Annotated in this window: 15 protein-coding genes; 12 read left to right on the forward strand and 3 right to left on the reverse strand. The window is 46.3% G+C overall.

Going from position 1 to position 12,454, the window contains the following annotated elements:
- The first annotated feature begins 46 nt into the window (after positions 1–46).
- Together H6570_20990 and H6570_20995 are read left to right on the forward strand one after the other, a co-directional pair.
- Positions 47–337, forward strand: a complete 291-nt coding sequence (locus tag H6570_20990; protein MCB9321769.1) for a type II toxin-antitoxin system ParD family antitoxin — start codon at positions 47–49, stop codon at positions 335–337.
- Positions 338–340: 3 nt separating this feature from the next.
- Complete coding sequence (locus H6570_20995; protein MCB9321770.1) at positions 341–631, forward strand: type II toxin-antitoxin system RelE/ParE family toxin; 291 nt, start codon at positions 341–343, stop codon at positions 629–631.
- 263 nt (positions 632–894) lie between these two features.
- On the opposite strand, the gene H6570_21000 is transcribed toward H6570_20995, so the two are convergent.
- The gene (locus H6570_21000; protein ID MCB9321771.1) at positions 895–2,541 is read right to left on the reverse strand and encodes a carboxylesterase/lipase family protein; all 1,647 of its coding nucleotides are present in this window, start codon (positions 2,539–2,541) and stop codon (positions 895–897) included.
- A 135-nt stretch (positions 2,542–2,676) separates the two neighbouring features.
- On the opposite strand from H6570_21000, the gene H6570_21005 reads away from it, so the two are divergent.
- The 3 genes from H6570_21005 to arsB are packed head-to-tail and all read left to right on the forward strand — an operon-like array spanning position 2,677 to position 4,751.
- Complete coding sequence (locus H6570_21005; protein MCB9321772.1) at positions 2,677–3,012, forward strand: winged helix-turn-helix transcriptional regulator; 336 nt, start codon at positions 2,677–2,679, stop codon at positions 3,010–3,012.
- Positions 3,013–3,069: 57 nt separating this feature from the next.
- A complete protein-coding gene (locus tag H6570_21010) occupies positions 3,070–3,693 on the forward strand; it encodes a protein-tyrosine-phosphatase (GenBank protein ID MCB9321773.1) in 624 nt (207 codons plus the stop codon).
- Between the two features lie 11 nt (positions 3,694–3,704).
- Positions 3,705–4,751, forward strand: a complete 1,047-nt coding sequence (arsB, locus tag H6570_21015) for an ACR3 family arsenite efflux transporter (GenBank protein MCB9321774.1) — start codon at positions 3,705–3,707, stop codon at positions 4,749–4,751.
- Positions 4,752–4,781: 30 nt separating this feature from the next.
- Here arsB and H6570_21020 read toward each other — a convergent pair whose 3' ends face one another.
- Entirely contained in the window at positions 4,782–5,624 is an 843-nt protein-coding gene (locus tag H6570_21020; GenBank protein MCB9321775.1) for a helix-turn-helix transcriptional regulator, read from the reverse strand.
- Between the two features lie 156 nt (positions 5,625–5,780).
- On the opposite strand from H6570_21020, the gene H6570_21025 reads away from it, so the two are divergent.
- From H6570_21025 to H6570_21045, 5 genes are all read left to right on the forward strand, one after another.
- Positions 5,781–6,236, forward strand: a complete 456-nt coding sequence (locus H6570_21025; GenBank protein MCB9321776.1) for a cupin domain-containing protein — start codon at positions 5,781–5,783, stop codon at positions 6,234–6,236.
- Positions 6,237–6,287: 51 nt separating this feature from the next.
- Positions 6,288–7,145 (forward strand): aldo/keto reductase, encoded by an 858-nt coding sequence (locus H6570_21030; GenBank protein MCB9321777.1) that lies wholly within the window; start codon positions 6,288–6,290, stop codon positions 7,143–7,145.
- Between the two features lie 42 nt (positions 7,146–7,187).
- A complete protein-coding gene (locus H6570_21035) occupies positions 7,188–8,390 on the forward strand; it encodes an esterase (GenBank protein ID MCB9321778.1) in 1,203 nt (400 codons plus the stop codon).
- A gap of 51 nt (positions 8,391–8,441) precedes the next feature.
- Positions 8,442–8,837 (forward strand): cupin domain-containing protein, encoded by a 396-nt coding sequence (locus tag H6570_21040; protein ID MCB9321779.1) that lies wholly within the window; start codon positions 8,442–8,444, stop codon positions 8,835–8,837.
- 232 nt (positions 8,838–9,069) lie between these two features.
- On the forward strand, positions 9,070–9,456 hold the full coding sequence (locus H6570_21045; protein ID MCB9321780.1) for a DUF2255 family protein: 387 nt from the start codon (positions 9,070–9,072) through the stop codon (positions 9,454–9,456).
- A gap of 84 nt (positions 9,457–9,540) precedes the next feature.
- Here H6570_21045 and H6570_21050 read toward each other — a convergent pair whose 3' ends face one another.
- Positions 9,541–10,446 (reverse strand): helix-turn-helix transcriptional regulator, encoded by a 906-nt coding sequence (locus tag H6570_21050; protein ID MCB9321781.1) that lies wholly within the window; start codon positions 10,444–10,446, stop codon positions 9,541–9,543.
- Between the two features lie 150 nt (positions 10,447–10,596).
- On the opposite strand from H6570_21050, the gene H6570_21055 reads away from it, so the two are divergent.
- Together H6570_21055 and H6570_21060 are read left to right on the forward strand one after the other, a co-directional pair.
- Entirely contained in the window at positions 10,597–11,448 is an 852-nt protein-coding gene (locus H6570_21055; GenBank protein ID MCB9321782.1) for an aldo/keto reductase, read from the forward strand.
- A 140-nt stretch (positions 11,449–11,588) separates the two neighbouring features.
- Positions 11,589–12,446, forward strand: a complete 858-nt coding sequence (locus H6570_21060) for an alpha/beta hydrolase (protein ID MCB9321783.1) — start codon at positions 11,589–11,591, stop codon at positions 12,444–12,446.
- Positions 12,447–12,454: the final 8 nt, after the last annotated feature.

The following is a 12,454-nucleotide window of genomic DNA, read 5'->3' on the forward strand; positions in this document are numbered from 1 at the left end:
TACCAATTACTGTACATTTACTGTAGTTGAGTTAAACAATAAGGCTATGGCAAGAATAGATATTGATGATCCCTATACTTCTTTTTTAGAAAGTCAGGTAAAAGCCGGCCTTTACAATACGATCTCGGAAGCAGCGAGGGACGCCATCAGAAAGCAAATGGAAGTTCATGAACAAAGACGATTGTCTTCCATTGCGTTGGAGATTGCAAAAGGAGAAGCCAGCATCCAGGAAGGACGAGAAGTACCCTATTCAACAGGATTACTAACCGAAATAGCTGATAAGGGGAAAGCAGCCTCACTTGCAGGCCATCCTTACCGGGACGAAATTAAGCCATAGGCTATGCATCGGCTTATTCTCTCCGGTGAAGCTTATGATGATCTGGTGGATATACAAAACTATACGCATTCGGAGTTTGGTGAAGAGCTATGGGATAGATACAAGAACATATTGGACAAATCGCTCCAGCAATTGATGCGTAATCCATTGAGTGGACCTTATCGAGAAGACCTTCCCCAACCATATAGAGCGTTATCTACAGGCCAACATGTGCTGGTCTACCGTATTCAGGATGAAACCATCTATGTAATCAGAGTTTTGCATCAAAGAATGGACTTTACGTACAGATTTTAATAAGGTATTTGATATAAGAACATTTTGGTTCTGTTTCAATACCCCGAGTATCAACCTCCCACAGGATACATATCCATTGATCGCCCACGAAGAATGCTTACTTTTGAAAACCAACTATTTCATTGATATGGTCCGATCAGTATTTCGATCGCAGTCCAATAGATAGCAGCTAACCACGGTCTCCATTTGGATTCTGTTAAGTATAAACCGCTAGAAAACCACTTTGTGAACCTGGATTGCAAATAATAAATGCCACCATTCTGTTACTCAAGTCTTCCAATGGATCTCCACATGGCCAGTTCCTGCTTATACCGGTCTTCGATCACCGTACACGTCGTATCAATCCGCATGGTTGGCCTGGTCTTCAAGTTATACCCCGGCCACTCCGGAACATCTTGCGCGGCGGGTACTCCGGTACGGGCAAAAGTGGTCCATAATTCAGCCATATGCTGCGAGGCGATGTAACGTTCCGGACGGCTGCCACCTAAACCTGATCTTACCTGCCCTCCTTTGTCGGGAGGCACCTCAATGTTGAATTTGAAGGTGATATCCATGGCATGAGGCGTGCCTAACGGAAAGTCCGTGCCCGGTAGCTTTACCTCCGATTTATAGCCGAAATTGTATAAATACACAGGTGCTCCACCTTGTTTTGCTTTCTTTTCCGCGATGACAATGGATCCCAGCCCCATCATATTGATTGAGGAAATGGCGATGAAGATCTCTGGAGCAGAGGCAGTGGGCATAGCCTGCCGATAGGTATCAACAATCTTGGATGTGTCCGTTCCGAATTGGGGTTCCAGTTTTGCCTGCAAGGTGTTGAATTCCAGTGTGGTAAAGCTGGTATCCTGGTTTTGCCAGGCGAAGAAGGTAAACTCATCTTCATTCCAGCCAACCATCAGCGGTTTGTCATGGGATATCTTCGGAGCTCGCGGGTCGAAGGGATGATGTAGCAAGGCGTAGCCATCCACCACCGGTCCAAAACCGGTTGGTACGACTTTCGTACGTTTAGACTTTTGCAGCATGGGTGCGACGGAAGCAATTTTGTTTTGGATTGCCAATAAATCGCTTGCTGGCACATCCAATAGTTTTTTCCAGTTGCCGGGGGAAAGATTCAATTCCTTCAATACCAGGGCTGTGGTGGCTGCCGCAGATTCTTTGGTGGTCATCCGTACTCCCGGTCCACTTTCTATGGAGGCTTTATTGAAATAAGGTGATGCTTCAGGCATGGCATACAAGCAGGATGTTTTGCCGCCGCCACCCGATTCGCCAAAAATCATCACATTATCCGGGTCGCCGCCAAATGCGGCGATGTTTTCATGAACCCATCGCAGACCGGCAATGATATCCAGTAAACCCATATTACCGGATCCTTCGAAGTCCGCTCCGGGTAATTCATCGAGATATAGAAAACCCAGCAATCCCAGCCGGTGGTTGGTTTCCACCACGACTACATCAAAAAAACGGGCCAGATTGGCTCCGTCCTGCCAGGAGGATGATCCCGATCCGATCACATACCCCCCACCGTGATTGTAAAACATGACCGGCCGTTTTTTCTGGTCATTCGCCGGGGTCCAGATGTTCAGGAACAGGCAGTCTTCCGCGGGAGCGGGCTCATTTTGCCTCGGCGCCTGGATGGAAGGAGGTCCAAACTGGACAGCCTCTCGAACCCCGGTCCACGGTTCCAGCGGCGCCGGGCGTCGAAACCGGTTCGCCCCGGAAACTTTTCCTGCATACGGGACTCCCTTGAAAATATTTACGCCGGTTGTCCGTATACCGCGAATTTTCCCGTAGCTCGTCTCCGTATCCACATAATCATTCCCGGAAATAGATTTTGCCACAGAAGCTAAAACCGGATAGCTCAAATAGGGCAAAGCCAGGGAGGTGGCCACAGTACGGGACATTTGTTTCATGAAATACCTTCGATCCATCATATCGGTAAACTTTCGTAAAGTCAAAGTACAAATAAATAGTGCAATATTATTCTGCCAGAATGCTGTAAATTCCGAGATGAATTATCGTAATATTGCAATATTATTTTTATAATTATGGGCGTAACGCGGACCGATCTTTTCACCGACATACAGAATGAAATCGCTATGGCGGCCAAGGCATTTGACCACCCTGCGCGGGTAGCCATCATTCAGTATCTCCTCAAAACGAATGCCTGCATCAATGGGGACCTGGTGCAGGAATTGGGCCTGGCGCAGGCAACCATCAGCCAGCACCTCCGGGAACTGAGGGATATCGGGATCATCCAGGGCACTATTGAAGGTACCCGCATCAGCTATTGCATCAATCCGGACCGTTGGGAAGTTATCAAAGCGCTGTTCAATGACCTATTCAGTCAATTCGAATCACCGGCTTCAGGCGATTGTTGTTAAAGAAATTTACGGATTTACACTGCAATGACACAAAGACAACTCAGTCAATCGATAACCATGGATATGCAACTCCTCAAACAGTACATCCGTAAGGCTGAATCGGAATTTGACCAAATTCCTCCGGAAAGGAAAGTCCTACTGCATCAATTGACGGCATTTGTACAGGCAGGACTAAAAGAGACCGGTAAATCGGATCTGTTGTTTATCTGTACGCACAACTCCAGAAGGAGTCACCTGGCACAGGTGTGGGCGCAGGTGGCTGCCTTTCACTATGGAATTAAGACCATCAATACGTATTCCGGAGGCACCGAGGTTACCGCTATGTTTCCTATGATAGCAACTACGCTGAAGAAAGCCGGACTGGACATCCAAAAACACGGCGAGGGTAACAATCCGGTCTATGCCATAAAATATCATCCGAACGAGCCGGCCATCATTGGTTTTTCAAAAACCTATGATGATCCATTCAATGTCCAGACTGGATTTGCGGCTGTCATGACCTGTGCTCATGCGGATGAAAACTGTCCCTTTATTCCAACTGCAGCATCCAGGATCTCCCTTCCGTTTGAAGATCCCAAAGCCTACGACAACACCCTTCTCCAAGAGGAGAAGTACGATGAACGCTGCCTGGATATCGCCCGGGAAATGCTGTTTGTTTTCTCCAGTTTGAATAAGCCTTAAAATACCCGAAAGTGACCCAGAAAAAACTGAGTTTCCTGGACCAATACCTCACGCTGTGGATATTTTTCGCCATGATCACGGGAGTAGGCATTGGGTATTTATTCCCTTCGGCATCAAATTTTATCAATTCATTTCGCAGGGGCAGCACGAACATACCCATCGCCATCGGGTTGATCCTGATGATGTACCCGCCGTTGGCCAAAGTCAATTACAAACTGTTGCCCCAGGTTTTCCGGAACGGGAAGATACTCTCCATCTCCCTGCTGCTCAACTGGATCGTCGGACCGGTTTTGATGTTTGTACTGGCCCTCTTATTTCTCCGCGATTACCCGGATTATATGGCGGGTCTGATCCTGATCGGGCTGGCCAGATGTATTGCCATGGTGCTGGTCTGGAATGACCTGGCTGAAGGCAGCAGTGAGTATGGTGCAGGCCTGGTTGCCCTGAACAGTATCTTCCAGGTATTTGGCTACAGCTTTTATGCCTGGCTCTTCATAACCAAGCTCCCGCCATTATTCGGATTCCAGGGAGCCATTGTGGACATATCCATTAAGACCATTGCTGCAAGTGTCTCCATTTATCTCGGCATTCCGTTTCTGGCAGGACTGCTGAGCCGGATGATCCTGGTAAAAGCAAAAGGCGAAGCGTGGTACCAAAATAAATTCATCCCCGCCATTTCACCGATGACCTTAATTGCTCTACTGTTTACCATTGTGGTCATGTTTTCCCTCAAAGGGGAACTGATCGTTCAAATTCCAATGGATGTAATACGGATTGCCATTCCCCTGCTGGTCTATTTTGCATTGATGTTCCTGATCGGGTTCTTTGTCACCAAGGCTATGGGAGCTGATTACGACAAAACTGCCGCTATTGCGTTTACAGCCGCTGGAAATAACTTTGAACTGGCGATAGCTGTTGCCATTGCCGTATTTGGAATTAATTCGGGACAGGCATTTGCAGGAGTAATCGGACCGTTGGTGGAGGTACCCGCATTGGTATTGCTGGTCAGGGTTGCCTTCTGGTTCCGGAAAAAATACTTCACGGAAAAAGGGGTTTAAATTCTGGGTATTTTTGAATGTAATTTGGATTTAATTCAATCGTTCCCGGTAATCCTTTGGGGTAACACCCAATAATTTTTTCACGTAACGGGTAAAATAGGACCGGCTGGAAAATTCCATTTCATCGGCTATCTCTGCGATATTCAGATTTTTATTTTGCAATAAAACGATCACCCTTTCCCGGGTATAACGCAATATCCATTGGGAAGCACTGCTACCCGTATTTGTTTTGCAGATGTGATTGAGGTATTTGGCGGTAATGTGAAGCTGGTCGGCATAATATTGTACTTCTCGTTCCCGCATGCAATTTTCCTCCACCAGTTGGATAAAGCGCTCATACAAGGTTCCGGTCTGCAAACTACGCTTGTGATGTTCGTAGGCATTGGCAAAGGTGTGCCACATTTCCAGGATAAAGATTTGCATTTGCAGTTTCAGCACTTCTTCGTAAAAACGGTGATCAAACTCCTGAAACCGGTTATGCAGATTTTTGAAGTTGGATAAAATCCGCTGTTTGTCTTCTTTCGTTACGGTCTTTACCGGATGCTCCCGGGAATACAACAGCGAATCGATGGTCCAGCCCTGATCAGGGTTGTTATCGATCAGAAAATCTTTCTCCACCAGCAGGACAGAAGCTTTAAAATGCGCGGTACAATGGATCGCTCCCAGCTTGCTATCCGCAAACCAGAATAAAAACTCTCCACTATGACAGGTCAATTGCCGGTCATTGAATAAAAACCGGATGTCTCCACGGTGACAAAACAGATGCGTATGGTAATGCCCGTGAAAAAATTTTAGATGGTCTTCAAAAAACTCCAATCCGTTATCCACCTCAAAAAGGAGGATACGAGGATCTTTTTTATCCCCTGTCTTCACGCGAAATCCACTTTGCACTAAAATACGTAAAATGTGACATTATGCGTGTACAATGTGTAACAAATCACATACGTACCCCACGTATCTTTGTATGGTAGAATAAATAACATGACACCTACAAAATTATTCGTAACGATCTGGGTAACCCTACAAATAATGGCATGTACCCCAAATGGTAATCAAGCAGGTAATGAGGATCCGATTGCCGATGGTTCACAAGATCTTGTCTCAGCGATCTTTCCCAGGGGCGATAAGGGACCTTCCGAATTTTTTACCGGGAATGCCTATAACTATGGACTGGTACCCAGTGATTCCACCTATAACCTGCTGGTTGGTAATGTTTATTTCGAGCCCGGAGCCCGTAGCAATTGGCATACGCATCCGGCCGGTCAGATTCTGATCATTACGGATGGTGTCGGTTACCACCAGATCGAGGGACAACCAAAACAGGTTCTGCGGAAAGGGGATGTCGTCAAGTGCCCGCCCAACGTCCGGCACTGGCATGGAGCAAGTGCAGATACCGCATTACAACAGCTCTATCTTATTCCGAACACCGAAAAAGGAATTGTGGAATGGATGGAGCCGGTCACCGATGAAGTTTATTTCAATTAAGAAAGAATCAGGAGATATCAATCCATTATTAAATTTCAAAAAATCAAAAAAATGATCTTACAGGAAAATTATAAATTATCAAACCGGGTTGAAATTCCCAAACTCGGTCTGGGAACGTGGATGATCGATAATGACCACGTCGTAGCGGCCGTTATAGCAGCCATAACATTAGGTTACCGGCATATTGATACCGCCCAGGCTTATCAAAATGAGGCCGGAGTTGGTCTGGGTATCCGCGAAAGTGGTGTGGACAGAAATGACCTTTTTGTCACCACCAAACTGGCAGCGGAAATAAAAACGTACGACGAAGCGGTAAAGGCAATCCATGGATCGATAGAAGCCCTTGGACTCGACTACATAGATCTGATGATCATTCACAGTCCCAAACCCTGGATGAAATACCTGGGTGAAGACCGTTACTACGAAGGAAACCGCGAAGCATGGCGGGCCCTCGAGGAGGCGTATAAGGCCGGCAAACTACGTTCTATCGGACTATCGAACTTCGTCGAGGATGACATCGAAAATATATTGTCCGGGTGCACGGTAAAACCCATGGTCAACCAGATTTTGGCTCACATCAGCAACACGCCATCCGAATTGATCCGGTATTGTCAGGATAATGACATCCTGGTGGAAGCCTACTCCCCGGTAGGCCATGGTGAGTTACTGAAAAACCAGCAGATTGCGGAAATGGCAGCATCGTACGGTGTTTCCATACCGCAATTGGGTATTCGTTACGACCTGCAACTTGGCTTGCTTCCATTACCCAAAACGGCTAATCCGGAACACATGAAAATCAATGCTGCAGTAGATTTTGTGATCACGGATGCAGACATGGAAATATTAATAAATATGGATCGTATCAAGGATTACGGTACGTCAAGCCATTTTCCAGTTTATGCCGGATGAAAATTTAAAAAAATCTCTCCCTTCTATCAAAAAACTTCAATTATGAAACGTTTAATTTTCTTCATTTTAAGCGGATTAATTGCCTGTTCGGTATTCGCACAACAGGACCTCTTCAATGAGAATCCCATTATTTCCCCGGAGATCAATGCAGATCATTCCGTGACTTTCCGGGTAAAAGCACCTGAAGCGGAAATGGTGCAGGTTTCCGGCAGCCTCGATGGGGCCCATGCATTTGCTCCCATTACATATGACATGGAAAAGGGAGAAGATGGTGTCTGGAGCTATACGACTTTGGTGTTGCCTTCAGAATTTTATCGGTACTTTTTTGTCATTGATGGTGCACGAACAACGGATCCCAGCAATGCTTTTGCCATTCGGGATGTAGGTAATCTTTCCAGCGTGTTCCTTCTGGGAGGCGGGCAGGCTGACCTTTATAAAGTCCAGGATGTTCCTCACGGCACCGTGGCCTACCGGTGGTATGATTCCCCGGGTAATGACAAAATGCGAAGAATGACGGTTTATACCCCGCCGGGTTATGAAAACAATACAGAAAAATACCCTGTCCTCTATTTACTACACGGGGTAGGTGGCGACGAACTGGCCTGGACAGGTTCAGGCAGAGCTGCTGAAATTCTTGATAATCTCATTGCCCAGGGCAAAGCCAAACCCATGATCGTGGTAATGACGAATGGAAATGTTTCACAAGAGGCAGCTCCGGGTGAAGGTAGTGACGGGTTTGTAAAGCCGACCTTCATGCTCCCGCACACCATGGACGGGAAGTTTGAAGAAACGTTTATTGACGTCATGAAATTTGTGGAAGGGAATTACCGGACCCTCAATGCCAAAGAAAGCCGGGCAATCGCAGGTTTATCCATGGGTGGTTTTCATACTGCAAACATCGCCTTGAATTATCCCAATACGTTTGATTACATCGGCTTATTTTCTTCAGCCTTAGGGGTCAGGCCCATGAATAACACACCCTCTCCTATCTATGAAAATACGGATGAAAAATTAAAAACCCAGCTGGATAACGGGTATCAACTGTACTGGATGGCTATCGGGAATGCAGACATGGAAATGATCCTGAATGGCAACAAGGCTTTCCGGGATAAAATGGACAGTATGGGCATGAAATACGAATACCTGGAGACTGAAGGGGGTCATACCTGGAACAACTGGCGTAATTATCTGGCGATTTTTGCACAAAAACTTTTTAAATATAAAATGCATCCGGAGATTCTATAACAACCTTTGAGTGCATAATACTTTATCCTTAAAACACATCAAACAACAATTATGGAAATCATTAAAAATGGAATACTCCCATCGATCAAAGGACCCGGTGACTGGTTTACCGGTGATGTTCGTATTGATCCTTTGTTTCAAAAACAAGAATCGACAAAGGCAGCGGGAGCGCTGGTCACGTTTGAACCTGGTGCCCGGACAGCCTGGCATACCCATCCTGCCGGCCAGACTTTGATCGTCCAGTCGGGATTAGGCTGGGTGCAGCGGGAAGGAGGTCCTATCGAAGAGATCCGTCCCGGTGACGTGGTTTGGTTCGCTCCAAACGAAAAACACTGGCACGGAGCTTCACCTCAGAAAGCCATGAGTCATATTGCCATCCAGGAGGAAAAGGATGGAAGTGCAGTGACCTGGATGGAGAAGGTTACGGATGAGCAATACGTAAAATAACAAACGGGCAAAGCCAGAGACTGTTGCCGAGATAGATTAACAGGTAAATTTGGGAGCGCGGTTCGCTATACGCCGTTCGCTTTTCGCTTTTCGTGGAACCAGGACTAGCTTTTCGGCACAAACTGAAATAAGGATAAACAAAACTGCTTTACCAGCGCGCAACTACAACCATTTTAATCCTTGCCAATTTTAATTGGATTTTATCTCTAAAATGAATAATACCATGCAGATCATGAATCATTCCAGCCAAAAATTCAATCCTGAAGAATTGAACCAAATGATCGAAGCGGATGACCTAAAGATTTCAGTTCTCCGGGATAACGGATTAAGCTACGGTACACCTACGTGGATTTGGGTAGTAGCTATAAACGGCGACATGTACGTACGCGCCTACAACGGTGTTCGTTCAAGCTGGTATAAAGCAGCCCAAACTCAAAAAACCGGTAGGATCTATGCCGCCGGAATGGTCAAAGAGGTGGTATTTGAAACAGACATAGCACCAGAATTGGAAGCTCTAATTGACCATGCATACAAACAAAAATACAGCGGCAGTCCTTATTTGTCGCCCATGGTAAGTGCACGCGCCAAAGCAGCTACCGTGCGGATTTTGCCCCAATAATCTGTAAAAAGTGAACCGACCAAATCAGCTTGCCATTTTTACGGCTAATGTCATCTTCGGGCTGAATATACCGGTTACCAAACCTCAATTCAAACTCCTGAATTCATTGGGCGTGACACCTGTTTTCTGCTTAAAAAGTCGTGTGAAATGTTGCGGATATTTAAAGCCCAGATCGTAGGCGATCTCACTGATGGATTTATTCCGGTCGAAAATTAATTTCTTAGCTACTTTGATTACTTTTAATTGGATGTATTCCTGGGCGGATACCCCCGTTTCTTTTTTGATCAGGTCCCCGAAATAGTTGGCAGATAAATGAAGTTCGTCGGCACACCAGGCTACGGAAGGAACACCCAGGCTATGCGGTTCATCCGAACTAAAATAGCGATCCAATAATTGTTCAAACCGTTCCAGTATTCCTTTATTCACGACATCCCGGGTGATGAACTGCCGGTCGTAAAAACGGGTGCAGTAATTGAGGAAGAGTTCAATATTGGATATAATTAGTCGCTTGCTGTGTTTGTCTATACCATGGGAAAGTTCGTAATGAATTTTTTCAAAGATGTCCAGGACGATCTGCCGTTCCTTCTGGGACATATGCAATGCCTCGTGCAATTCATACGAGAAAAAAGTATAGTTATCCATGTTATTCCCCAGGTGAGTCCCCCAGAGCAAATCGGGATGAAATAGAAGTGCGTAACCGGAAGGCTTAAAATCAGCTTCGACGTTTCCAATGTTTACGACTTGTCCCGGGCCAACAAAGACCAGGGTCCCGTCCTGGTAATCGTAATTTTGCCGCCCATAGGATATGGTACACTGCTGACCTTGCTTCAGGAAAACGGCATAAAAATGATAGCGAACCGCTTCGGCGATTTCCTGTTTGGGCCAGGTACCTTCCGATACATCCAGGACACTAACCAGCGGATGGAGAGCGGATAACTTTAGCCCGGAGCAGTAATCATTGACCGTAACCAGATCTTTTATTTCGCTCATATCGAATAACGTATACCCGAAATTAGTAATTGATCCGGTTTAAATCCTGTTGTTTTCAGGCAATCCGTAATTATGGTAGGGATATCCGTAATTGGGGTAAGTGATATCGATAAACGCCGATGTAATTTTGGATCATTAATAAATAAAAACATGCAAACGGTAAAACTCAACAATGGGGTTGACATGCCCATCCTGGGATTTGGGGTATTCCAAATGGCGGACCAACAGGAATGCGAACGATGTGTACTGGAAGCCATCGCAACCGGATATCGGTTGATCGATACCGCCGCATCGTATATGAATGAAACGGCAGTGGGCAATGCCATTGCAAAGAGTGCCGTACCAAGAGAAGAGCTGTTCATTACCACCAAATGCTGGGTCCAGGATAACGGTTATGATAAAACCAAACTGGCTTTCGAAAAATCATTGAACAAACTGCAACTCGATTATCTGGATCTCTACCTGATCCATCAACCCTATGGGGACGTACACGGATCTTGGCGAGCCATGGAAGAACTGTATAAGGCGGGGAAGATTAAAGCCATTGGTGTGAGCAATTTTCAACCGGACCGGGTCATGGATATGATCACCTTTAACGAAGTGCCTCCGGCGATCAACCAGATAGAAACGCATCCATTCAATCAGCAAATTGAAACGCAGCAGTTTTTAATCGAAAATGGGGTTCAGATCGAGTCCTGGGGGCCATTTGCCGAAGGAAGGAATATCCTTTTTCAGAATGAATTACTCCTGGCTATTGCTGCCAAATACAAAAGAAGCGTGGCGCAGGTGGTACTCCGCTGGCTCATCCAAAGGGGAATTGTAGCGATCCCGAAATCGGTCAAAACAGAAAGGATCAAGGAAAATTTCAATGTATTCGATTTTGAGATACGTGAAGAAGACATGACGGCTATTGCAGCGCTGGACCTAAAAACCAGCAGCTTTTTTGATCACCGGGATCCCGGAATCGTGAAGTGGATGGGTAGCCGAATACTTGATTTATGATTCACCCGATCATCTGGCTTTTGCACTTCATCCCATTGCGTTGTACCAGTGACAAAACACTCATTACTGAACAGCATGATCGCACAGGAGAATCAAAAGAAGCTGGAACCATGCACAGCCATCTGACGATCGACCACTCGATACGGGATGTGGTAAATCATCCGGCTTTCAGGGGTTTTGGTGAATTATTGCTGCCCCGTGATGATAATTCCGGTTACTATAACCGGCGGCTCCAAGAAGCCGGTAGCCTGATGCCGTATCATGGTCATGTAGACCCTGAAGTAGTTGTCGAAGCCCTGAACCATATGATCGACGAGGTGGAGCATGGCCGGACCCTTTTTTACGATTTCTACTCCCGGGAACAAAAGCAGCAAGACTCACGTAAAAGTAATACCGGACTGTTTTTCTTCCGGGGGGATCCGGGAGCTCCTTTCGCGTTGATTTGTCCCGGAGGAGGGTTTTCTTACGTGGGTTCTCTGCATGAGGGATTTCCGTTGGCAGTGGCCATCAGTCAAAAAGGATACAATGCTTTTGTTATTCGCTATCGCATCGGCAGTGGACAATGGGCTACCGAAGATCTCGCTGCAGCGATAGCTTATATATTCCAAAATGCTGAAGTGCTGCACATCTCCACCAGGGATTATTCCCTGTGGGGAGTATCGGCTGGAGCCCGCATGGTAGGCAACATAGCACTGGATGGTTTGGCTCACTATGGTGGGGGCGATTTACCCAAACCGGCAATGGCAGTCATGGCCTATACCGGCCAATCCACTTATTCACCGGACTTCCCACCGACCTTTATTACGGTGGCAGCCAACGATGGAATTGCCAATGTCCATACTGTTGAAACTCGTGTAACACATTTAAGAAATGCCGGAGTTACTGTTGAATACCGTCGTTATGAGACCGCTGGACATGGATTTGGTTTGGGTACGGGTACCGACGCAGAAGGTTGGCTGGATCACGCGGTTCGCTTCTGGCAAAAAAATATCAAATAGTAAAAACT

This window comes from Lewinellaceae bacterium (assembly GCA_020636135.1).
Taxonomy (GTDB): Bacteria; Bacteroidota; Bacteroidia; order Chitinophagales; family Saprospiraceae; genus JAGQXC01.

Coding starts and splice junctions, on each gene's coding strand:
- H6570_21045 (MCB9321780.1), top strand. CDS start 9,070: ATGAATCATTCCAGCCAAAAATTCAATCCTGAAGAATTGAACCAAATG.
- H6570_20990 (MCB9321769.1), top strand. CDS start 47: ATGGCAAGAATAGATATTGATGATCCCTATACTTCTTTTTTAGAAAGT.
- H6570_20995 (MCB9321770.1), top strand. CDS start 341: ATGCATCGGCTTATTCTCTCCGGTGAAGCTTATGATGATCTGGTGGAT.
- H6570_21055 (MCB9321782.1), top strand. CDS start 10,597: ATGCAAACGGTAAAACTCAACAATGGGGTTGACATGCCCATCCTGGGA.
- H6570_21050 (MCB9321781.1), bottom strand. CDS start 10,446: ATGAGCGAAATAAAAGATCTGGTTACGGTCAATGATTACTGCTCCGGG.
- H6570_21000 (MCB9321771.1), bottom strand. CDS start 2,541: ATGAAACAAATGTCCCGTACTGTGGCCACCTCCCTGGCTTTGCCCTAT.
- H6570_21035 (MCB9321778.1), top strand. CDS start 7,188: ATGAAACGTTTAATTTTCTTCATTTTAAGCGGATTAATTGCCTGTTCG.
- H6570_21005 (MCB9321772.1), top strand. CDS start 2,677: ATGGGCGTAACGCGGACCGATCTTTTCACCGACATACAGAATGAAATC.
- H6570_21040 (MCB9321779.1), top strand. CDS start 8,442: ATGGAAATCATTAAAAATGGAATACTCCCATCGATCAAAGGACCCGGT.
- H6570_21030 (MCB9321777.1), top strand. CDS start 6,288: ATGATCTTACAGGAAAATTATAAATTATCAAACCGGGTTGAAATTCCC.
- H6570_21025 (MCB9321776.1), top strand. CDS start 5,781: ATGGCATGTACCCCAAATGGTAATCAAGCAGGTAATGAGGATCCGATT.
- H6570_21010 (MCB9321773.1), top strand. CDS start 3,070: ATGGATATGCAACTCCTCAAACAGTACATCCGTAAGGCTGAATCGGAA.